Source organism: Caulobacter sp. RHG1 (assembly GCF_013181195.1).
Taxonomy (GTDB): Bacteria; Pseudomonadota; Alphaproteobacteria; order Caulobacterales; family Caulobacteraceae; genus Caulobacter.
The window spans coordinates 15,779-34,736 of sequence record NZ_SMZP01000001.1 but is presented as its reverse complement, the minus strand read 5'-3'; the positions used below and the strand labels follow the sequence as shown (position 1 = coordinate 34,736).

Annotated in this window: 23 protein-coding genes; 11 read left to right on the top strand and 12 right to left on the bottom strand. The window is 67.9% G+C overall.

All coding sequences use genetic code 11. From position 1 onward, the window contains the following. Nucleotides 1–6: 6 nt before the first annotated feature. The gene (locus E1H18_RS00205) at nucleotides 7–2,409 is read right to left on the bottom strand and encodes a DUF3553 domain-containing protein (RefSeq protein ID WP_172262554.1); all 2,403 of its coding nucleotides are present in this window, start codon (nucleotides 2,407–2,409) and stop codon (nucleotides 7–9) included. Between the two features lie 121 nt (nucleotides 2,410–2,530). On the opposite strand from E1H18_RS00205, the gene E1H18_RS00200 reads away from it, so the two are divergent. Both E1H18_RS00200 and E1H18_RS00195 read left to right on the top strand, forming a co-directional pair. Then, nucleotides 2,531–2,746, top strand: coding sequence for a hypothetical protein (locus tag E1H18_RS00200; RefSeq protein WP_172262552.1), 216 nt, complete (start codon nucleotides 2,531–2,533; stop codon nucleotides 2,744–2,746). A gap of 4 nt (nucleotides 2,747–2,750) precedes the next feature. Beyond that, nucleotides 2,751–3,002, top strand: coding sequence for a hypothetical protein (locus E1H18_RS00195; RefSeq protein WP_172262550.1), 252 nt, complete (start codon nucleotides 2,751–2,753; stop codon nucleotides 3,000–3,002). On the opposite strand, the gene E1H18_RS00190 is transcribed toward E1H18_RS00195, so the two are convergent. The 4 genes from E1H18_RS00190 to E1H18_RS00175 are packed head-to-tail and all read right to left on the bottom strand — an operon-like array spanning nucleotide 2,999 to nucleotide 4,904. Beyond that, nucleotides 2,999–3,229 (bottom strand): ribbon-helix-helix domain-containing protein, encoded by a 231-nt coding sequence (locus tag E1H18_RS00190; protein WP_172262548.1) that lies wholly within the window; start codon nucleotides 3,227–3,229, stop codon nucleotides 2,999–3,001. The two genes, E1H18_RS00195 and E1H18_RS00190, sit on opposite strands and share 4 nt — an antisense overlap. Further along, nucleotides 3,229–3,405, bottom strand: a complete 177-nt coding sequence (locus E1H18_RS00185; protein ID WP_172262546.1) for a DUF4169 family protein — start codon at nucleotides 3,403–3,405, stop codon at nucleotides 3,229–3,231. Before E1H18_RS00185 ends, E1H18_RS00190 begins: the two co-directional genes overlap by 1 nt. Nucleotides 3,406–3,408: 3 nt before the next feature. Further along, nucleotides 3,409–4,323 carry a DUF6807 family protein gene (locus E1H18_RS00180; protein ID WP_172262544.1) on the bottom strand — a complete coding sequence of 305 codons (915 nt, stop codon included), beginning with the start codon at nucleotides 4,321–4,323 and terminating at the stop codon, nucleotides 3,409–3,411. After that, on the bottom strand, nucleotides 4,320–4,904 hold the full coding sequence (locus E1H18_RS00175; RefSeq protein ID WP_172262542.1) for a glutathione S-transferase family protein: 585 nt from the start codon (nucleotides 4,902–4,904) through the stop codon (nucleotides 4,320–4,322). The genes E1H18_RS00180 and E1H18_RS00175 overlap by 4 nt, the downstream gene beginning before the upstream one ends. A gap of 132 nt (nucleotides 4,905–5,036) precedes the next feature. On the opposite strand from E1H18_RS00175, the gene E1H18_RS00170 reads away from it, so the two are divergent. Together E1H18_RS00170 and E1H18_RS00165 are read left to right on the top strand one after the other, a co-directional pair. Beyond that, a complete protein-coding gene (locus E1H18_RS00170) occupies nucleotides 5,037–5,273 on the top strand; it encodes a DUF2171 domain-containing protein (protein ID WP_172262540.1) in 237 nt (78 codons plus the stop codon). A gap of 110 nt (nucleotides 5,274–5,383) precedes the next feature. Then, nucleotides 5,384–6,022, top strand: coding sequence for a glutathione S-transferase family protein (locus E1H18_RS00165; protein WP_172262538.1), 639 nt, complete (start codon nucleotides 5,384–5,386; stop codon nucleotides 6,020–6,022). Here the strand turns inward: E1H18_RS00165 and E1H18_RS00160 are convergent. The 5 genes from E1H18_RS00160 to E1H18_RS00140 form a co-directional block, all read right to left on the bottom strand. After that, a complete protein-coding gene (locus tag E1H18_RS00160; protein WP_172262536.1) occupies nucleotides 6,019–6,822 on the bottom strand; it encodes an SDR family NAD(P)-dependent oxidoreductase in 804 nt (267 codons plus the stop codon). The genes E1H18_RS00165 and E1H18_RS00160 overlap by 4 nt on opposite strands. 2 nt (nucleotides 6,823–6,824) lie before the next feature. Continuing rightward, complete coding sequence (locus tag E1H18_RS00155; protein WP_172262534.1) at nucleotides 6,825–7,406, bottom strand: carboxymuconolactone decarboxylase family protein; 582 nt, start codon at nucleotides 7,404–7,406, stop codon at nucleotides 6,825–6,827. Nucleotides 7,407–7,501: 95 nt separating this feature from the next. Next, nucleotides 7,502–8,704, bottom strand: a complete 1,203-nt coding sequence (locus E1H18_RS00150) for a pyridoxal phosphate-dependent aminotransferase (protein ID WP_172262532.1) — start codon at nucleotides 8,702–8,704, stop codon at nucleotides 7,502–7,504. Between the two features lie 132 nt (nucleotides 8,705–8,836). Next, entirely contained in the window at nucleotides 8,837–9,382 is a 546-nt protein-coding gene (locus tag E1H18_RS00145) for an NADPH-dependent FMN reductase (protein WP_172262530.1), read from the bottom strand. Nucleotides 9,383–9,391: 9 nt separating this feature from the next. Further along, nucleotides 9,392–10,054, bottom strand: coding sequence for an AAA family ATPase (locus tag E1H18_RS00140; protein WP_172262528.1), 663 nt, complete (start codon nucleotides 10,052–10,054; stop codon nucleotides 9,392–9,394). Nucleotides 10,055–10,256: 202 nt separating this feature from the next. On the opposite strand from E1H18_RS00140, the gene E1H18_RS00135 reads away from it, so the two are divergent. After that, on the top strand, nucleotides 10,257–10,967 hold the full coding sequence (locus tag E1H18_RS00135) for a VTT domain-containing protein (protein WP_172262526.1): 711 nt from the start codon (nucleotides 10,257–10,259) through the stop codon (nucleotides 10,965–10,967). Here E1H18_RS00135 and E1H18_RS00130 read toward each other — a convergent pair. Then, complete coding sequence (locus E1H18_RS00130) at nucleotides 10,939–11,604, bottom strand: TetR/AcrR family transcriptional regulator (protein WP_172262524.1); 666 nt, start codon at nucleotides 11,602–11,604, stop codon at nucleotides 10,939–10,941. The genes E1H18_RS00135 and E1H18_RS00130 overlap by 29 nt on opposite strands. Nucleotides 11,605–11,655: 51 nt before the next feature. On the opposite strand from E1H18_RS00130, the gene E1H18_RS00125 reads away from it, so the two are divergent. The 3 genes from E1H18_RS00125 (at nucleotide 11,656) to E1H18_RS00115 (ending at nucleotide 15,412) form a co-directional block, all read left to right on the top strand. Then, nucleotides 11,656–13,605 carry an alkyl/aryl-sulfatase gene (locus tag E1H18_RS00125; protein WP_172262522.1) on the top strand — a complete coding sequence of 650 codons (1,950 nt, stop codon included), beginning with the start codon at nucleotides 11,656–11,658 and terminating at the stop codon, nucleotides 13,603–13,605. Between the two features lie 95 nt (nucleotides 13,606–13,700). Next, complete coding sequence (locus E1H18_RS00120) at nucleotides 13,701–13,757, top strand: hypothetical protein (RefSeq protein ID WP_172263832.1); 57 nt, start codon at nucleotides 13,701–13,703, stop codon at nucleotides 13,755–13,757. An 83-nt stretch (nucleotides 13,758–13,840) separates the two neighbouring features. Beyond that, nucleotides 13,841–15,412, top strand: coding sequence for a 2-isopropylmalate synthase (locus E1H18_RS00115; protein WP_172262520.1), 1,572 nt, complete (start codon nucleotides 13,841–13,843; stop codon nucleotides 15,410–15,412). Nucleotides 15,413–15,462: 50 nt separating this feature from the next. Here E1H18_RS00115 and E1H18_RS00110 read toward each other — a convergent pair whose 3' ends face one another. Then, the gene (locus E1H18_RS00110) at nucleotides 15,463–15,936 is read right to left on the bottom strand and encodes a hypothetical protein (RefSeq protein WP_172262518.1); all 474 of its coding nucleotides are present in this window, start codon (nucleotides 15,934–15,936) and stop codon (nucleotides 15,463–15,465) included. A 127-nt stretch (nucleotides 15,937–16,063) separates the two neighbouring features. Between E1H18_RS00110 and E1H18_RS00105 the strand changes: the two genes are divergently transcribed. From E1H18_RS00105 to E1H18_RS00095, 3 genes are all read left to right on the top strand, one after another. Further along, the gene (locus tag E1H18_RS00105; protein ID WP_172262516.1) at nucleotides 16,064–16,639 is read left to right on the top strand and encodes an O-methyltransferase; all 576 of its coding nucleotides are present in this window, start codon (nucleotides 16,064–16,066) and stop codon (nucleotides 16,637–16,639) included. Nucleotides 16,640–16,642: 3 nt separating this feature from the next. Continuing rightward, on the top strand, nucleotides 16,643–17,521 hold the full coding sequence (locus E1H18_RS00100) for a DMT family transporter (RefSeq protein ID WP_172262514.1): 879 nt from the start codon (nucleotides 16,643–16,645) through the stop codon (nucleotides 17,519–17,521). Between the two features lie 350 nt (nucleotides 17,522–17,871). Beyond that, nucleotides 17,872–18,915: a rod shape-determining protein gene (locus E1H18_RS00095; RefSeq protein ID WP_010919417.1), complete on the top strand. Its 1,044-nt coding sequence runs from the start codon at nucleotides 17,872–17,874 to the stop codon at nucleotides 18,913–18,915. Nucleotides 18,916–18,958: the final 43 nt, after the last annotated feature.

Below are 18,958 nucleotides of genomic sequence, written 5' to 3'. Positions count from 1 at the left end.
ACAGCCTCAAGCCTTCTCCACGAAGCTATCGATGACCTTCTTCTCGCCCGCCTTGTCGAAAGCCACGGTCAGCTTGTTGCCTTCGATACTGGCGACCTGGCCGTAACCGAACTTGACGTGGAAGACGCGATCGCCGCGTGAATAGGCGCTGTTGGTCGGGGCTGAGACCGCCACCAAGCGACCTTCGCCCTCGATCGGCGCCGAGCGGGCCGCCGAGCCGCTGCGTACGCCGCGCCAGGCGCTGCCCTTGTCGGCGACGCCGGCCGTGCGTTCCTGCGCTCGCTTCCAGCCTGGGCTGTCGTAGCTGCCGCCCTGGAAGGTCGAGCCGCCGGTGTCGTCCCAGCGCGAGGCCGCCGTCGACTGCATGCCGGGACCACCGCCGTAGTAGCCGGTCTCCGAGCCCGCATCGACGTGGGCCAAGGGGAGTTCGTCGACGAAGCGGCTGGGCAACTGGCTGGTCCAGCGACCATAGACCTGACGGTTGGCCACGAAGCTGATCCGGGCTTCTTCGCGGGCGCGGGTAATGCCGACATAGGCCAGCCGGCGCTCTTCCTCGAGGCCCTTCTCGCCCTTGTCGTCCATGCTGCGCTGGCTGGGGAACACGCCTTCTTCCCAGCCTGGCAGGAAGACCAGCGGGAACTCCAGGCCCTTGGCCGAGTGCAGGGTCATGATCCAGACGGCGTCGCCGGTGGCCTCGCGGTCCAGGTCCATGACCAGCGAGACGTGCTCCAGGTAGGCCTCCAGCGTCTCGAAGGCGGCCATCGACTGGACCAGTTCCTTCAGGTTCTCCAGGCGGGTCTGGCTGGTCGGACCCTTGTCCAGGCGCAGGGCGTCGGTATAGCCGCTCTCCTCCAGCACCGTCTCGAGGAGACGCTGGTGGTGGATGTTGCCAATCATCGAGCGCCAGCGGTCCAGGTCGCGAATGAAGTTCGACAGCGCCGTGCGGGTGCGGGCCGGCAGTTCGTCGCTGGCGATGATCTGGCGGGCGGCCTCGACGGTCGAGATCCCGCCCAGCCGCGCGATCTGCAGCAGCTTCTGCACCGAGGTGTCGCCGATGCCGCGCTTGGGGGTGTTGACGATGCGCTCGAACGCCAGGTCGTCGTCCGGCGACTGGATCAGGCGCAGATAGGCGTGGGCGTCGCGGATCTCGGCCCGTTCGAAGAAGCGCGGGCCGCCGACCACCTTGTAGGGGATCTGCAGCAGCACGAACCGCTCTTCGAAGGCCCGCATCTGGAACGAGGCGCGCACCAGAATGGCCATCTGGTTGTAGCGACGGCCGTCTTTCTTGGCGCGCTCGATCTCGTCGGCGATCATGCGGCTCTCGGCCTCGCCGTCCCAGACGCCGCTGACCTTGACCTTCTCGCCGCCCTTGGCCGGGGTCCACAGTGTCTTGCCCAGGCGTCCCTTGTTGGCGGTGATCAGACCAGACGCCGCCGCCAGGATATGTTCGGTCGAGCGGTAGTTGCACTCCAGCCGCACGACCTTGGCGCCGGCGAAGTCGCGCTCGAACCGCAGGATGTTGTCGACCTCGGCCCCGCGCCAGCCATAGATCGACTGGTCGTCGTCGCCGACGCAGCAGACGTTCTGCCGGCCCTGGGCCAGCAGGCGCAGCCACAGATACTGGGCGACGTTGGTGTCCTGGTACTCGTCGACCATCACGTATTTGAAGCGGCGCTGGAAATCCTCCAGCACGTCGGGATTGCCCGTGAAGATGGTGATGTTGTGCAGCAGCAGGTCGCCGAAGTCGCAGGCGTTCAGGATGCGCAGGCGCTCCTGGTACTGGCGATACAGGCTGATGCCCTTGCCGTTGGCGAACTCGCCGGCCTCGCTGGTCGGCACGCGGTCGGGCGTCCAGCCGCGGTTCTTCCAGGTGTCGATCAGGCCCGAGAGAATGCGCGGCGTCCAGCGCTTGGCGTCGATGTTCTCGGCCTCGATCAGCTGCTTCAGCAGCCGCTCGTTATCGTCGGTGTCGATGATCGTGTAGTTCGACTTCAGCCCCACCAGCTCGGCATGGCGGCGCAGGATCTGGGCGGCCACCGAGTGGAAGGTGCCCAGCCAACGCAGGCCTTCGGCCTCCGGGCCGATGATGTGGGTGATCCGCTCGCGCATCTCGCGGGCGGCCTTGTTGGTGAAGGTGACGGCCAGCATCTCCCACGGGCGCGCCTTACCGGTCGCCAGGATGTGGGCCAGGCGAGTGGTCAGCACCCGAGTCTTGCCAGTGCCGGCGCCGGCCAGGACCAGCAGCGGGCCTTCGGTGGTCACCACGGCTTCGCGCTGTTCGGGGTTCAGCCCGTCCAGATAGTTCGGCGCGGCGTGCTCGCGGGCCGGCGGCTGCGGCCGGGCCAGGTCGGAGATGCGCGGGGAGGGGAGGTCGCCTGGGAATCCAGCCGAGTCATCATCGGGATACATGGAACATATGTAGCACAAACTGTGCGGGGCTTAAGCCCCAGAGCGCGCGGAAAAGGAACTTCCCCGCTCGCGTACCGTTGATCCGCCATTGGAAACATAGCCGCAAGGCGGGAGACCTCTCATGGCTGAAGGAACCAGCAGCAACAGCGGCGGCGGCAACAGCGGCCTGGCGTTCATCGTCGGCGGCCTGGTAGTGATCGTGGCGGTGCTCGCCTTCTTCATGTTCTCGGGCGGCCTGACGCAGAAGAAGAGCGTCGACGTGAACATCTCGGCCTCGGCGCCGAAACTCCCGGACGCGCCGAAACTGCCCGAGGCGCCCAAGGCCCCGGAAGGCTAGGGCGATGAAGACGCTCGCGCACGATCACCGGCATTCGGGCCATAGCGGCGGCGGGTTTCTCGCAGCTCTGCTGGTGGTGGCCCTGCTGGCCGGCGCCGTCTGGGGCGCGTGGCGGCTGGGCGTGATGGCCGGCGACAAGGTCGAGTGGCGTCAGCGCTTGCCAGAAACGCTGAGCCTGCGCCGTGGCCCGAACCCGCAGCCGGCGCCGCTGCCGATCCAGCGTCGACCGGGCGTAGCGCCGGAGATGCGGAACTAGTTCATTTCGCGGGGATGGGCGAGAGTCGCTCTTTCCAAGGCAAATACCCGACAGGCCGACGCCAGCGGTCGCTCGCCACGATCGGTGTCGATGCGCTGCACCAGGGCGGCCAGACTCAGGCCGTCTGTCGCCGCCGCTCGGTCCAGCACCGCCCAGAACTCAGGCTCCAGCGCCAGCGAGGTGGCGTGGCCGGCCAGGTTCACCGAGCGTTTCTTCAAGCCCGCCATCAGTCTTCGCGCTTGGCTCCGTCGAGGTCGCGCTTCAACTTGTCCGCACGCGCGGCGTCCAAGGTCTTCTCGCCCTTGGTGCGGCCGAACTTGGCGCGGTTCTCGGCGGCGCGGGTTTTGTCGTCGGCTTTCGCCTTGGCCTTGCGGGCCTGGTTCAGATTGACGATATCGGCCATCGGTTAGCCCTTCGGCTTCGGCGGTGTGGCCGGACGGATGATCAGCGTCTCCTGCAGCTTCAGGGTTTCGCCCTTCTTCAGGATGAACGGCGCGCGGCCCGGGAAGACGCAGTTCTGCATCGACAGCTCCTTGCGCAGGATCCACTGGGTGATCGGCTGACCGTTCGCCTTGCACGCCAGACCGAGGCTCCAGGCCGGACCTGTACCGGCCGGCCAGGCGAAGCCCATCGACGAGCCGGCCGTGACGGCGGTGTTGGTCGCCGTCACCGTCTTGCCGGCCGAGGCGAAGGTCAGGTTCTGCGGCTGGACGAAGCGCGCCGAGAACCCGCCATAGCCCTTGACGTCGTCGCTGCCGCCCAGGCCCAGGGCGTCGACCTTGGACGTGATCGTGGTCTCGAAGTCGATGCGCCGGCCGCCCGCCTTCAGCGGGTGGACCGTGACCTTGGTCGTCTCGCCGGCGACATAGGTCACCTCGCCGTTGATCTTGACCAGCCAGTCGGCGTCGATGGTCAGGGTCCCGCCGCCCTGGGCGTCACCCTTGAAGCGCTTCTCGCGCACCGACGGGGCGATGTCCTTCATGAACCACTGATCGGCGACCGACTTGCCGTTCACGGTGATCTGGTGCCAGGCCCAGAACAGGCCGCGCTGGTGCAGGTGGTCGGCCGGACGGTCCTCGGTCAGCACCGCGCCGTCCGGCGCGTACAGCGGATGGATGTAGTTCAGGCGGCCCGGCTCGGCCGGATCGGCCGCCTTGGTGCGGTAGACCAGCACGGTCTTGCCCGCCTCGGTGATCGTCACCGTGTCGTCGGCCATGACGGCGTCGACCCGCTTGCCGATCGCGGGATCGGCGAAGGCAGGGGCGGCCGTCGCCAGGCATAGCGCAGCGGCGAGGATCGGAAGGCGGGCGCGGAAGGTCATGCGTCGTCCTTGGCGAGGGCCCGCGCCAAGGCGGGTCGAGTGGAGGCGCGCGCCAGCCAGTCGTCATAGACCGCGTGCGGCGGCAGCATCTGGCGGGCGAACTGCAGGAGACTGATAAACAGGATGTCGGCGGCCGAGAAGTGGTCTCCCAGCAGCCAAGGCGAGCTTTCCAGCGTGACCCGCAGGCGGTCGTCCAGCGTCTGATAGGTCTTCTTGTCCTCGTCGTCCTGGCGCTGCTTCCAAAGATTGACGACTGACGGCTCCAGAACGCCAGCGTAATAGGCCAGCCAGGACAGGTACGGACCGCGCAGCGGGTCGCCGACCGTGGGACCCAGACCCGCGCCGGGGAACTTGTCGGTCAGATAGAGCGCGATGGCCGCCGACTCGGTGATCAGTACGCCATCGTCCAGCAGAGCCGGCACCTGGCCGTGCGGGTGCGGATTGGCCGGGTCGCGCGCGCCGGTGTTTCCGAAGCTGCGATAGATATCGACCGTCCTGACCTCATAGGGCGCCCCCAGCTCCTCCAGCAGCCACAGGAAGCGGGTCGAGCGCGAGCGCGGCGCGTGGAACAGGGTCAGCATGGCGGCCTCTTTGGCAGGAACTTAACGAGAACAAATCTTATAGAGCGTCGCAAGCCGAAACTTGGCAGCAGGCGTGACCGTTGAGGGGACGGAAAAGGGGACCAGCCGGTCCCGCGATTGGGAGACGACGACATGATCGACCTCACGCAAATCAAGGAACACCAGGAAGTCGTCGGCTCGGACGGCGGCCATGTCGGCCGCGTAGACCACGTCATGGGCGGCGAGATCGAACTGGCCAAGCTGGACCTGGGCGGCGGCTTCAAGCACCACATGATCCCGCTGTCGTGGGTGGAATATGTCGATGACGACAAGGTCCATCTGAGCCTGACCAAGGACGACGCCAAGTCCAAGTGGCGCGAAAAGCACTGAGCCTGATCGCTCGGTGATCGCCAAGGGCCTCCGTCCGAAAGGGCGGGGGCCTTTTGCTTGACCGCTTCCCAGAAGCAGCCGCCTATCCGCGCCGATCAGCGGGAGGGGCTTTGATGTACGCGCTCTATGGATCGCCTAGCACGGCGGGCACGGCCATTCACTGGATGCTGCTTGAACTGGGCGTCCCGTTCGAGCTGACGTTGCTCGACTTCGACAAGGCCGAGCACAAGACGCCAAAGTACTTGGCGCTCAATCCCGACGGCTTCGTGCCGACCCTGATCGTGGATGGCGCGCCGGTCACCCAGATGGCCGCGATCGCGGCGCTGCTGGCCGAGCGCCATCCTGAAGCCGGTTTCGCCCCGCCGCCGGGCTCGGCCGCGCGCGCCGACTATCTGAGCTGGAGCTATTGGCTGGCCAACAGCTGGCAGCCGCACTTCCGGGGCTGGTTCTATCCGTACGAGCCGGCGGGCGAAGCGGCGCAGGACGCCGCCCAGGATGTCGCCCGCGGGCGGATCGAGGCGGGGCTGGCGAGACTGGACGCCCGCCTGGCCGATCGTGACTACCTGGTCGGCGAAGGCTTCACGACGGTAGACCTGCTGACCGCCATCCTGTGCCGCTGGACCCGCAATATGCCCAGGCCCGCGACCGAGTGGCCGAACCTGAAGCGATATCTGGATGCGATCCGCCAGCGGCCGGCCCTGCGTGAGGTCCATGTCCGCGAGGGTCTCACCGACTGGATCGACGGCTAGCCGATCCGCGTGGACATGCCGCCGTCGACCGGCAGGACGACGCCCGTGACGAAACGGGCCTCGTCGCTGGCCAGGTATAGGGCGGCGTAGGCGGTGTCCCAGGCCGTGCCCATGGTCCCGCCCAAGGGGACGCGGGCGCTACGGCTGGCGCGGACGGCTTCGACGCTCTGGCCGGTCATCTCGGCGATGCCCGCCACAGCCATGGGCGTGTCCATCAGGCCCGGCGCGACGGCGTTGCAACGCACGCCCTTGCCGGCGTTGGCCTGGGCGACGCTGGCGGTCAGGCGGTTCACCCCGGCCTTGGAAACCTCGTAGGCCAGCTGATTGCCGCCGGCGATCCCGGCCAGGGACGAGATGTTGACGATCGCGCCGGAGCCCTGCTCGCGCAGGACGGGGAGGGCGGCGCGGGTCACCCGCCATAGGCCCTTCAGATTGACGTCGAGGATGCGGTCGAACGCCTCCTCAGTCAGCCGGTGGGCTGGTCCGTCGCCCCCACCGCCGACGCCGACATTGTTGATCAGGATGTCCAGGCCGCCCAGCATGGCCTGCGCCGCCGCCACGATGGCGTCTGCGGCCTCTGCCGAACGGATGTCCGCGGCCAGGGCGTGGGCGGTCCCGCCCTCGGCCGTGATCAGGGCGGCGGTTTCGTCGGCGCGGTCCTGATGGCGGTCGACGCAGAGGACGCTGGCCCCTTCGCGAGCGAACAGCAGGGCGATGGCGCGGCCATTGCCAATCGTCTCGCCCGGGGTCTGGCCGGCTCCGACGACGATGGCGCGCTTGCCTTCCAGGCGGCCGGCCACGCTCAGAACGCCTTCAGGTCGGGATCGAGGCTCTGGCCTGCGTCCAGCTGCACGCCGAAGGTGTTCAGCAGCATCGAGACCTGGGTGTACTGGCCGGCCGTGAACACCAGGTCCATGGCCTGCTTCTCGCTGAAGTGAGCCAGCAACGCTTTCCAGGTTGGCGTCGAGATGAACTGGTCGTGGTGCAACTCGTCGGTCGCCTGGATCAGGGCGGCGTCGGCCGGGCTCCAGCCGGCGGACGCCCCCGCCTTCAGGCGCTGGATCTCGTCGTCGGCGAGCCCGCAGCGACGGCCGATCTCGGCGTGCTGGGTCCACTCGTAGCCGCTGCGGCACAGGAAGCCGGTGCGCAGGATGACGATCTCGCGCTCGCGGGGCGGCAGATCGTTCTTCTTGGAGAGGACGTAGTTGCCCCAGGTCAGGAACGCCTTCAGCGCCTTGGGGGCGTGGGCCATGGTCCGGAAGATGTTCAGCACCGGCCCGGCCGGGATCACCCCGCCGCCGCCCAGGGGCGCCAGCACCTCGGCCTGTTCGGGCGTCCAGTCTTCGGGCGCGAGCGGACGGATCCTGGGCTGTGACAGGCGCATATGAAAAATCCTCCCGGCTCGGCGGACTTGAGGCCGCTTTGCCGAGAGGATCGCTCGATTAGTCGTCGGGCGTCAAACGTCCGTTTGAAGCGTTGTTACTTCACGCTGGCGCAGAAGCGCTGGATGCGTTGGCAGGCGTCTTCCAGCACGTCGTTGGCGGTGGCGTAGCTGATGCGGAAGAACGGCGACAGGCCGAAGGCCGCGCCGTGCACGACCGCCACGCCCTCGGCTTCCAGCAGCTCGCCGGCGAAGTCTTCGTCGCTCGTGATGACCTTGCCCGAGGGGGCGGTCTTGCCGATCAGGCCGGCGCACGACGGATAGACGTAGAACGCGCCTTCCGGGGTCGGGCAGTCGATGCCCTGGGCCTGGTTCAGCATCGACACGACCAGGTCGCGGCGCTCCTGGAACAGCTTGGCGTTCGGCTTGATGAAGTCCTGCGTGCCGTTCAGCGCCTCGAGCGCCGCCCACTGCGAGATCGAGCAGGGGTTGGAGGTCGTCTGGCTGATCATCTTGCCCATGGCCTTGATCAGCGCTTCGGGACCCGCGGCGTAGCCGATGCGCCAGCCGGTCATCGAATAGCCCTTGGAAACGCCGTTCATCGTCAGGGTGCGGTCGTAGAGCTTGGGCTCGACCTGGGCGATGGTGGTGAACTCGAAGTCGTCGAACACCAGGTGCTCGTACATGTCGTCGGTCAGCACCCAGACTTGCGGGTGGCGCAGCAGCACGTCCGCCAGAGCCTGCAGCTCGGCGCGGGTATAGGCGCCGCCCGACGGGTTGGACGGGCTGTTGATGATCAGCCACTTGGTCTTGGGCGTGATCGCCGCTTCCAGGGCTTCCGGGGTGATCTTGAAGCCGCTTTCGGCCGTGGTTTCGACCGACACCGGCGTGCCGCCGGCCAGCAGGGTCATGTCGGGGTACGACACCCAGTACGGCGCGGGGATGACGACCTCGTCGCCCGGGTTCAGGGTCGCGACGAAGGCGTTGTAGATCACCGGCTTGCCGCCCGGGGCGACGTGGACCTGGCTGGGCTTGTACTCCAGGCCGTTCTCGCGCTTGAACTTGGCGCAGATGGCGGCCTTCAGCTCGGGCATGCCGTCGGGGTCGGTGTACTTGGTCTTGCCGCCCTTGATCGCCGCGATGGCGGCGTCCTTGATATTGTCCGGGGTGTCGAAGTCCGGTTCGCCCGCGGAAAGGGCGATCACGTCACGTCCGGCGGCTTTCAACGCGCGCGCCTTGGCGCTGATGGCGATGGTGGCCGACGGTGCGATGCGCCGCAGTGCGGCGGACTCAAGCGACATGGTTCAGGACTCCCCTGGAAAGGAATTGGCCTTGAAAGGCCGGTTTCAGGATTGCGGCGGTCTTTACGCCTGCGCTTGGCGCGGCGCAACGCGGGGAGCGGCGTTTCGTGAAGGTTTTGGGTCAGGCGTGGGTCAGGCGTTCTGGGAACGCAGAACCGCAGCGAAGGCCGCCAGGTGACGGGCGAGACCCTGGCGGGTGCGCTCATCGGTCAGGACGCCGTTCTCGAACTTGCCCGGCGCCTGGCCGACCAGCACGTCTGACAGCGGGGCCAGGTCGCACCCGGCGCGCTTGAGGTTCAGGCGCAGGGCGTCCTGGGCGCGGACCGTGCCGGTGATCCCGGGGCTGGCGCCGATCGCGCAGGCCAGCTTGCCGTCCAGCGGCGCGGGCTTGCCGCGCGAGGCCCAGTCGAGGGCGTTCTTCAGCACCGCGGTCAGGCCGCCATTGTATTCGGGGCAGGCGATCAGCAGGCCATCGGCGTCGCGCACGGCGGTCTTCCAGGCCGCGACCGGGGCCGGCTCGCCCTGGTCCTCGAGGTCCTGGTTGAAGAATGGCAGATCGCCCAGGCCGTCAAAGATCTCGATCGACAGCTCTTCCGGCGCCAGCTCGCGAGCGGCGTGCAGCAGGGCGGTGTTGTACGAGGCGGCGCGGAGGCTGCCGGAAAGCGCGAGAATCTTCATCCCGCGATTTTAGACGGCCTGGGCCCGGATGTCCTCGTTGCCCAGCAGCATCGGACCGACCTGGGCCCACAGGCGGGTGATCTCCTCGGCGGCGGCAGAGCCCGGCTCCCACTCGCAGACCGAGCGGCCGTGGGCGATCGACTGCTGGAAGGCCGTGCGGGCCCGCAGGCCGATCGGCGAGACGGGCATGCCGACGAAGCGCAAGGCCTCTGCGGCCTTCAGCACGGCCGGCGGCTCGAAGCCGTTGCGCTTGGACGGGGCTTGGCTCAGCACGATCACGCCCTTCTTGCCCAGGCGGCGGACGGCTTCGGCCGAGCGCACCACCGAGGCGATGTCCAGGAAGGTCGGGCGGCAGACCAGCACGCAAAGATCTGCGCACTGGATGGCCTGCAGAACGTCGGCCTCGGGCGCGGCGGGGGTGTCGATGATCAGCACGTCCTGGCCGTGGTTGCTGGCGTGGACCTGGGTCGAGAACAGCTTGCCGGCGTTGATCTCGGCCAGCACGGGGCCGTCGCCGGTGCGGGCGCGCAGCACGTCGGAGGCCGAGCGCTGGGGATCGATGTCGGCCAGCATGGTCTTGAGGCCGGCCAGGTGAGCGGTGATCGCCAGGTTGATCGAAAGCGTCGTCTTGCCGGCGCCGCCCTTGCGCGAGATGACAGCCAGGGTCTTCACGAAGCAACTCCCCATCAGGCCAAGGTTTTCGAACCTTGCAGCCTGTGGATAAGTAACGCCGTCGTATGAACTTCACGCAACCGAAATGTCGTGGCAGGCGAGCGTTAACGTCCCCGGATCGCGGTTTGCGGGCGCCTGTTGCGCGGACGACATGCGGCGTGGCGCCGCTTGACCCCGGACAGCGCCTGCGCGAGGAGGGGCGGTGATCCGCCGTATCATCGACTTCGTGACCAATATGGACGCCCGCGCCTGGCGCACGGTGGCGGTTTCGTTCGTGCTGTTCGGCGGCGTGGGCGCGGTCTTCCTGTTCGGCGCGCAGCTCTTGGGCGTCAACGGCGAGGCGGCGGTCGAGCACTGGCTGGGCGCGGCTAGCGGGCCCTGGGCCCTGCCGATGGCCGTGGCTGCCTTCGCGGTCATGGCCTTCCTGGGCGTGCCGCAGTTCGTGCTGATCGCCGCGGCGGTGGTGGCCTTCGGGCCGTGGACCGGTTTCGCCTACAGCTGGATCGGCACGCTCGTTTCGTCGTTGGTCGGCTTCTGGCTGGGCCGGGCCTATGGCGCGAAGATCCTGCGCGACTTCGCTGGCGAAGGCGTCAGCAAGTTCATGCGGATGATCGGCCGCAACGGCTTCATGGCCAGCCTGATCGTGCGCCTGGTGCCGTCCGCGCCGTTCATCGTCGTCAACATGGCCGCCGGCGTCACGCCGATGAAGCTGCGCGATTTCACCGCCGGCACAGCCATCGGCATCATCCCGAAGATCGCCCTGACCGCCTTCGCCGGCAATTCGATCGTCCAGGCCATGCGCGGCGGCGGCAAGCAGCACATCGTCATGATCGTGCTGGCCGTCGTCATCTGGCTGGGTATGGGCCTGGTCAGCCGCGCCTGGCTCAAGAAGCGCGAGGCGGCGGAAGAGTAGCGGGCTCCAAGTCCAAGGCTCGATAGGTCGCTTCCCGCCAAGCTTTGACGATCTCGCCGAACCAGCGGGTGCGGGTCTCGTCATTCATGCCGTCCGAACCTTCCAGGCCGGCGGCCCAGGCCTCGATCACGAACGGCATGAAGGTGCGCGCCGCGTGCCGGCAGGTGGCGCGGACGGCCTCTGAGGCGTTCGGCGGCGGGGCCACGAACGGCTCGATCAGCTGGGTCAGCAGGGCTTCCAGCGCCTCGCGCCAGGCGGCGGCCTCGGGCGCGCCCCGGGCGTCACGCAGCAGAAGCAGGCCAAGCTTGGGATGGGCGCGCGACATCTCGATCAGCCGAGCGATACTGGAGCCGTAGCCGCCCCAGGGCTGATCGCCGCTGGCTTCCAGCTGGGCCAGCACCTGGCCGAACAGCGCGTCGATCAGGCTCTGGCGCGAAGGGTACAGCCGATAGATCAGGATCTTGGCCACGCCCAGTCGGTTGGCGACGTCCTGCATCGTGGCGACCTGCAGACCCTTCTCCGCGAACACCTCGACTGCCGCATCCAGAACGGCCTGGCCCCGCGCAGCCTTGTCCACCCGGGGCTTGGGCTGGCCGGGGCGACCTCGGGGCGTGGGGACTTTCGCGGCGGAGTTCATCGGTGCTATGTAGAATGAAACTATAAAGTTTCAAAATGGCGGGAGGGATCGATGCGCAAGGTGATGCTGGGCGCTGCTCTGTTGGCGATGGCAGCGAGCGCGGCCCAGGCGGCCGATCCGGCCAGCGCGGTCACGGTCGAGACGCAGAAGGCCTTCGCCGCCAGCCTGCCCGCTGACGACCGCCAGGACTTCGAGTTCGCCGACCGGGGCTTCGTGGCGACTCGCGCCGATCCGCTGATCAAGCGTGAGGACGGCCAGGTCGCGTGGAACCTGGCGGCCTACGACTTTCTGAAAGGTCCCGCGCCGGCGACCGTGAACCCCAGCCTGTGGCGGCAGGCCCTGCTGTTGTCCAGGCACGGGCTATACAAGGTCAGCGACCGGGTCTGGCAGGTGCGGGGCTTCGACATCTCCAACGTCACCTTCGTGCAAGGCGATACGGGCTGGATCGTCATCGACCCGCTGACCATGAAGGAGACGGCCCAGGCGGCGCTGGCGCTGGTCAACGAGACCCTGGGCAAGCGGCCGGTCAAGGCGGTGATCTACACCCATAGCCACAGCGACCACTTCGGCGGCGTGCGCGGCGTGGTCGACGAGGCCGACGTCAAGGCGGGCAGGGTGGCGATCGTCGCCCCTAAGGGCTTCATGGAAGAGGTCGCCGCCGAGAACATCCTGGCCGGCAACGCCATGAGCCGCCGGGCCCAGTACCAGTTCGGCATCATGCTGCCGCCGGGGGCGGAGGGGCAGATCACCTCCGGCATCGGCCAGACCATCGCGCGTGGCTCGATCACCCTGATTCCGCCGACCGTCACCGTCGACCGCACCGGCCAGGAGCTGATCCTGGATGGCGTGAAGATGCGCTTCCAGTACACGCCCTCGACCGAGGCTCCGGCCGAGATGAACCTCTACTTCCCGGATTTGCGCATCCTGGACATGGCCGAGAACGCCAATGTCACGATGCACAATGTCCTGACCCCGCGCGGCGCGCTGGTTCGCGACAGCAAGGCCTGGGCGGACGGCTTGACCGAGTCCCTGCGGCTGTACGGGGATGTCTCCGACATCATGATCACCAGCCATGGCTGGCCGCGCTTCGGCGGGGCGTTGGTCAGGAGTTTCCTGGCCGATCACCGCGACGCCTACAAATATCTGCACGACCAGACGGTGCGGTTGATGAACCAGGGGCTGACCGGCGACGAGATCGCCGCCCGCATCCAGTTGCCGCCGTCGCTGTCGAAGCATTGGTTCAACCGCGGCTATTACGGTTCGATGAGCTTCAACAGTCGGGCGGTCTATCAGCGCTACATGGGCTGGTACGACGCCAACCCGGTCCACTTGGTCCCTGCGCCGCCGGCCGATGCGGGCAAGCGCTATGTCGCGGCCATGGGCGGGGCGACCAAAGTCAAGGCGATGGCCAGGGACGCGGCGGGGCAGGGCGACTACGCGTGGGCCGCCAGCCTCCTGAACCACGCGGTCATGGCGGACGACGGCGACGCCGAAGCCAAGACCCAGCTGGCCGCCGCCTACCAGCAGATGGGCTACCAGACCGAGAACAGTCTAGCGCGCAACATGTACCTGACCGGCGCGGACGAGCTGCGGAGCGGGGTGCGCAAGCTGCCGCCGTCGATGGCGCCGCTGGACATGATCACGGCCCTGGAGAGCCAGATGATCTTCGACGTACTGGCCATCCGTCTGAACGCCGACAAGGCCGGCGAAGCGCGGCTGAAGATCATCTTCGCCTTCCCTGACCGGGGCGAGCGCTTCCTGGTCGAGGTCCGCAATGGCGTACTGGTGGCGCAGCCGGCGCGCGAAGGCGACAAGGCCGACGCAACCCTGACGGTGGCCCGGCCGGTGTTCCTGGACTCGCTGTTCCGGGGAGTGTCCCTGGTTCCCAAGGTCCTGAGCGGGGAGGTCAAGCTGGAGGGCGATCGCGCGGCGATGGGCCGTCTGACGGGATGGTTCGACGCCTTCCCGACCGATTTCCCGATCGTTACGCGCCCGAATTAATCGTCAGTGGGAAAATATTTGCGCCGGCTGCGGCCGATCGCGCCGCTGGCGCAAATTGCTTGCTCGATTCTGGGGCGATGTGTAGAAAGTCGGCCATGACTGTCGCGCGCGACCTGCTTTCGCTTCGGCTTACCACCCCCTGGGCGCTCTAGGGGCCGCGCATCGTCGTGGCCGGGCGCACAGGGGACATTGACCCGCAGCCCGCACGCCACCACCCCATTCGACGAGTACCTCCATGACCACCCCCGCCAACGCCGCTTCGGACAAGCGCGACAACGTCGTCATTTTCGACACCACCATGCGCGACGGCGAGCAGTCGCCCGGCGCGTCGATGTCGCTGGAAGAGAAGCTGGAGCTGGGCAAGATCCTCGAGGAGATGGGGGTCGACATCATCGAGGCCGGCTTCCCGATCGCCTCGAACGGCGACTTCGAGGCCGTCCGCGAAGTGGCCAAGATCGTCAAGAACTCGACCATCGCCGGCCTGTGCCGCGCCCACCAGGTCGATATCGACCGCTGCGCGGAGGCCCTGAAGCCCACGCAGCGCGGCCGCATCCACGTGGTCATCGCCACGTCCGACCTGCACATGAAGCACAAGCTGCAGATGGAGCCGGACGCCGTCATCGACGTCATCGCCCGCTCGGTGGCTCATGCCCGTAACCTGCGCGACGACGTCGAGTGGTCGGCTGAGGACGCCACCCGCAGCGACCGCGAGTTCCTGCGCCGTGCGACCGAGACCGCCATCAAGGCCGGCGCCACGACCATCAACCTGCCCGACACGGTGGGCTACACCTATCCGTCGGAATATGCCGACCTGTTCCACTGGATGGTCAACAACGTCGAGGGCGCTGATCGCGTCGTGTTCTCGACCCACTGCCACAACGACCTGGGCCTGGCCGTGGCCAACAGCCTGGCCGGCGTGCAAGGCGGCGCTCGCCAAGTCGAGTGCGCCGTGAACGGTCTGGGCGAGCGCGCCGGCAACGCCGCGCTGGAAGAGATCGTCATGGCCCTGAAGGTGCGCGGCGACCGTCTGCCCTTCCAGACCGGCATCGACACCACCCACATCACCCGCGCCAGCCGCTATGTCTCGGCCATCACCGGCTTCCCGGTGCAGTACAACAAGGCCATCGTCGGCAAGAACGCCTTCGCGCACGAGAGCGGCATCCACCAGGACGGCATGCTCAAGAACCGCGAGACCTACGAGATCATGACGCCGGAGTCGGTGGGCCAGGCGCCCTCCAGCCTGGTCATGGGCAAGCACTCGGGCAGCCACGCCTTCCGCGCCAAGCTGAAGGACCTGGGCTACGAGCTGGGCGAGAACGCGCTGAAGGAAGCCTTCGGCCGCTTCAAGGACCTGGCCGACCGCAAGAAGCACGTCTACGACGACGACATCATCGCCCTGGTCGACGACGCCCTGGCGCGCGGCTCGGAGAAGATCCGCGTCTCGCACCTGCGCGTGGTGGCCGGCACCGACGGCCAGTCGGCCGAGCTGACCCTGGACGTCGACGGCGTGTCCAAGACCGCCGAGGCGACGGGCGACGGTCCGGTCGACGCGGTGTTCAACGCCATCCACAAGATCGTGCCGCACGACGCCGCCCTGCGCCTGTTCCAGGTCCACGCGGTGACGGAAGGCACGGACGCCCAGGCCCAGGTCTCGGTGCGTCTGGAAGAGGACGGCCGCATCGCCACCGGCGCGGCCGCTGACACCGACACCCTGACCGCTTCGGCCAAGGCGTATGTCAACGCGCTCAACAACCTCTTCGCCCGCAAGGAAAAGAGCGCGCCGGCGGCGATCGCCAGCGGGTTCTAAGGCGCGGTAGCCGAAAGTGGCCGCCGGCTTCGGCGGCCATCGCGCCTCAACTAAGCCGCCTTTCGGCTGCTGAACGGGCGCGTCGCCAGGATCTCGGCCCCCAGGTGCGCCTGGGGCTGAACGTCCAGTCCAAGCTCTCGCAAGCTGTCGGCGAGCGCCCTGCGGGGCTGCTCGTCCAGCAGCGCGCCCGCGTCCACGACCAGCGTCCCGCCGGGACGCAGCATGGCATAGGTCGCGGCGACGACCGCGCGCGCGTCGTGCAGGGTCTGGCAGTCCAGCACCAGCAGCACGTCGCTGCGCTCGTCGGCCGCCCCGCAGGTGGCGCGGCGCGCGGCCTCTACGCGCTGGTAGCCTCGCCGCCATAGCTGGCACATGGCTTCCCCCGCACCCGGACCCGCCACGGCCACGAAGGCCAGTGGAGTGGCTTGGGCTAGCTCCAGCATCCGGTCGAGGGCCGGATCGAAACCATCAGTCGGCACGCCCAGAAGGAACTGGGCTGCTTGACGGAGGGGGGAGGGCGACATGGCGGGAAACCTTCTGCTGACCAAGCCCGCCGGAGCGGGCCGACCTGCGTGTTTTGCGTCCCGCGCCCGCAAGGGCTCCATTCGGAAACAGGCCCTTCCGCGTAAGGGCCGCGTAAGGAACGACGTGATGTTCGGCGACAACGCTTCCGCCGCGCCGGCCGCCTGGGCTGAGATCCAGGCGCGTACCGCCGCGCTTGGCTTCGACATGCCTTCCGAGGCCAATACCGGCGCGCTCCTGCGTCTCCTGGCCGCGTCCAAGCCGGGCGGGCGGATGCTGGAGCTGGGCACCGGCACGGGGCTGGCGACGGCCTGGCTGCTGGCGGGGCTGGACGCTTCGGCGAGCTTGGTCAGCGTCGATGTCGATCCGGTGGTGCAGGACGTTGCGCGCGCACACCTGAAGGACGAACGCCTGCGCTTCGTGCTAGCCGACGGCCTGGACTTCATTCGGGAGCGGTCGCCGGCTTCGTTCGACCTGATCTTCGCCGACGCCTGGCCCGGCAAGTACGAAGCGCTGGACGAGACCCTGGCGCTGCTGAAGCGGGGCGGGCTGTACGTTATCGACGACATGCTGCCGCAACCGAACTGGCCAGAGGGGCATCCGGCGCGGGTTGACGATCTGGTCGCGCGGCTGGAAAGCCGCCCGGATCTGGTCGTGGCGCGTCTGACCTGGGCGTCGGGCCTGATCGTGGCGGCGAGGCGCTAGGCGATGATCTGGATTCCCATCACGGTGGCGGCGGCCGCCCTGCAGGTGGCGCGAAACGCCGCCCAGCGCTCGATCATGGGTGGGGCGGGGCCGTGGGGGGCGACCCTGGTGCGGTTCCTGTTCGGTCTGCCGTTCGCCACGGTGTTCGCGGTGGTCGCCTGGCTGGTGACGCCGGACGTGGTCGCCCACGCGACGCCACTGTTCTGGCTGGCCTGCGCGGCGGGAGCGGCACTGCAGATGGGGGCCACGGCCGCTCAGCTGACCGCCATGCACCGCTCGACCTTCGCCCTGGGCACGGCCATGCAGCAGAGCGGGCTGATCTTCGCCCTGGCCTGGGGCGCGCTGTTCTTCGACGACAAGGTCGGGCCGGTCACCTGGCTGGGCGCGCTTGTCGCCACCGCAGGCCTGGCCGCCCTGACCTGGCCGCGTGGCGAAGTGGTCATGCGCCGCGGCGCATTGGCGGCCGGCCTGGGCGCGGGGGCGATGTTCGCGATGAGCGCCAACTGCTTCCGCCAGGCCAGCCTGGCCTTCGACCCCGCCCATGCGGCCGTCTCGGCCCTGGTGACCGTCATGGTCGTCCAGGCCATTCAGACCGTGGTCCTGACCGGCTATCTGGCCTGGAGAAATCCGGCCTCTCTGAAGGCGGTGGTCGCCGCCTGGCGTCAGTCTCTGGGGGCGGGGTTCTGCGGCGCGGCGGCCTCGGGCCTGTGGTTCACGGCGATGGCCCTGTCGCCGGTGGGGCCTGTCCGGGCGGTCGGCGTGGTCGAAATGCCCATCGCCGCCATCGCCGGGCGTCGTCTGTTCAAGGAGCGTCTGTCGTGGACGCAGATGGTCGCCGGCGCCGTGACGGCGGTCGGTGTGGTGATGGCCGCCTTGGGCTAGATTTCGCCATGATCGGGTGCTTGGCCAGCTTGGCCGCAAAAGCCTTCAGAAAGCCCGCGAATAGACCTTGAATTCAACGCTTTCGCAGGGCAAACGGGCGGCGTCGGCGCGTTTTTGGCCGCTGGGACGACGGCGCGGCCAGGAGGCGGCGCTCCCGCCTGGCGATAGGGTGCGCGGACAGGGGCGAAATCCCCTAAATGCGGGAATCATGTTGTCCTCGCATTGATTTGAAGTAGGAGCCGTTTCTTCTCCGCCGACGCCGTCCCCGGGATGGAAAAAGGCCTGCTTCTTCGATCTGACGTCTTTCATCTGCCCGTAACGCCCCTCCTACCCCTCAGTCAGGGCCTTCAATGTTCTCTTCCCTCTTCGGCGTGATCTCGAACGACATCGCCATCGACCTCGGAACGGCCAATACCCTCATCTATCAGAAGGGTAAGGGCATCGTGTTGAACGAGCCGTCGGTCGTGGCGCTGCGCAATGTCGGCGGCCGCAAGGTCGTCCACGCCGTCGGCATCGAGGCCAAGCAGATGCTGGGCCGCACCCCGGGCCACATGGAAGCCATCCGCCCGATGCGTGACGGCGTCATCGCCGACTTCGAAGTCGCCGAAGAGATGATCAAGTACTTCATCCGCAAGGTTCACAACCGCAAGGGCTTCGTGAATCCCAAGGTGATCGTGTGCGTGCCGTCGGGCGCCACCGCCGTGGAACGCCGCGCCATCAACGACAGCTGCCTGAACGCCGGCGCGCGCCGCGTCGGCCTGATCGACGAGCCGATGGCCGCCGCGATCGGCGCCGGCCTGCCCATCCACGAGCCGACCGGCTCGATGGTCGTCGACATCGGCGGCGGCACCACCGAGGTGGCCGTGCTGTCGCTGTCGGGCATCGTCTATTCGCGTTCGGTCCGCGTCGGCGGCGACAAGATGGACGAAGCGATCATCAGCTACATGCGTCGCCACCATAACCTGCTGATCGGCGAGACGACCGCCGAGCGCATCAAGAAGGAAATCGGCACCGCCCGCGCGCCGGCCGACGGCGAAGGCCTGTCGATCGACGTCAAGGGCCGCGACCTGATGCAGGGCGTGCCGCGCGAAGTCCGCATCAGCGAAAAGCAGGCCGCCGACGCCCTGGCGGAACCGGTCGGGCAGATCGTCGAGGCCGTGAAGGTGGCCCTGGAAGCCACCCCGCCGGAACTGGCGTCGGACATCGCCGACAAGGGCATCATGCTGACCGGCGGCGGCGCGCTGCTGCGCGGCCTGGACGCCGAGATCCGCGACCACACCGGCCTGCCGGTGACGGTGGCCGACGATCCGCTCTCGTGCGTGGCCCTGGGCTGCGGCAAGGTGCTGGAGCACCCGAAGTGGATGAAGGGCGTCCTGGAATCCACCCTGGCCTAATAACATTGCTCTAGAGACGCCTCGGGGGGCGTCGGGAGACAGA

What these genes read in the sequence shown, in the direction of transcription:
- E1H18_RS00150 (WP_172262532.1), bottom strand. Translation starts at nt 8,704, where the DNA reads ATGTCGCTTGAGTCCGCCGCACTGCGGCGCATCGCACCGTCGGCCACC.
- E1H18_RS00185 (WP_172262546.1), bottom strand. Translation starts at nt 3,405, where the DNA reads ATGGCCGATATCGTCAATCTGAACCAGGCCCGCAAGGCCAAGGCGAAA.
- E1H18_RS00100 (WP_172262514.1), top strand. Translation starts at nt 16,643, where the DNA reads ATGATCTGGATTCCCATCACGGTGGCGGCGGCCGCCCTGCAGGTGGCG.
- E1H18_RS00105 (WP_172262516.1), top strand. Translation starts at nt 16,064, where the DNA reads ATGTTCGGCGACAACGCTTCCGCCGCGCCGGCCGCCTGGGCTGAGATC.
- E1H18_RS00095 (WP_010919417.1), top strand. Translation starts at nt 17,872, where the DNA reads ATGTTCTCTTCCCTCTTCGGCGTGATCTCGAACGACATCGCCATCGAC.
- E1H18_RS00180 (WP_172262544.1), bottom strand. Translation starts at nt 4,323, where the DNA reads ATGACCTTCCGCGCCCGCCTTCCGATCCTCGCCGCTGCGCTATGCCTG.
- E1H18_RS00175 (WP_172262542.1), bottom strand. Translation starts at nt 4,904, where the DNA reads ATGCTGACCCTGTTCCACGCGCCGCGCTCGCGCTCGACCCGCTTCCTG.
- E1H18_RS00200 (WP_172262552.1), top strand. Translation starts at nt 2,531, where the DNA reads ATGGCTGAAGGAACCAGCAGCAACAGCGGCGGCGGCAACAGCGGCCTG.
- E1H18_RS00110 (WP_172262518.1), bottom strand. Translation starts at nt 15,936, where the DNA reads ATGTCGCCCTCCCCCCTCCGTCAAGCAGCCCAGTTCCTTCTGGGCGTG.
- E1H18_RS00115 (WP_172262520.1), top strand. Translation starts at nt 13,841, where the DNA reads ATGACCACCCCCGCCAACGCCGCTTCGGACAAGCGCGACAACGTCGTC.
- E1H18_RS00155 (WP_172262534.1), bottom strand. Translation starts at nt 7,406, where the DNA reads ATGCGCCTGTCACAGCCCAGGATCCGTCCGCTCGCGCCCGAAGACTGG.
- E1H18_RS00205 (WP_172262554.1), bottom strand. Translation starts at nt 2,409, where the DNA reads ATGTATCCCGATGATGACTCGGCTGGATTCCCAGGCGACCTCCCCTCC.
- E1H18_RS00125 (WP_172262522.1), top strand. Translation starts at nt 11,656, where the DNA reads ATGCGCAAGGTGATGCTGGGCGCTGCTCTGTTGGCGATGGCAGCGAGC.
- E1H18_RS00170 (WP_172262540.1), top strand. Translation starts at nt 5,037, where the DNA reads ATGATCGACCTCACGCAAATCAAGGAACACCAGGAAGTCGTCGGCTCG.
- E1H18_RS00145 (WP_172262530.1), bottom strand. Translation starts at nt 9,382, where the DNA reads ATGAAGATTCTCGCGCTTTCCGGCAGCCTCCGCGCCGCCTCGTACAAC.
- E1H18_RS00190 (WP_172262548.1), bottom strand. Translation starts at nt 3,229, where the DNA reads ATGGCGGGCTTGAAGAAACGCTCGGTGAACCTGGCCGGCCACGCCACC.
- E1H18_RS00130 (WP_172262524.1), bottom strand. Translation starts at nt 11,604, where the DNA reads ATGAACTCCGCCGCGAAAGTCCCCACGCCCCGAGGTCGCCCCGGCCAG.
- E1H18_RS00195 (WP_172262550.1), top strand. Translation starts at nt 2,751, where the DNA reads ATGAAGACGCTCGCGCACGATCACCGGCATTCGGGCCATAGCGGCGGC.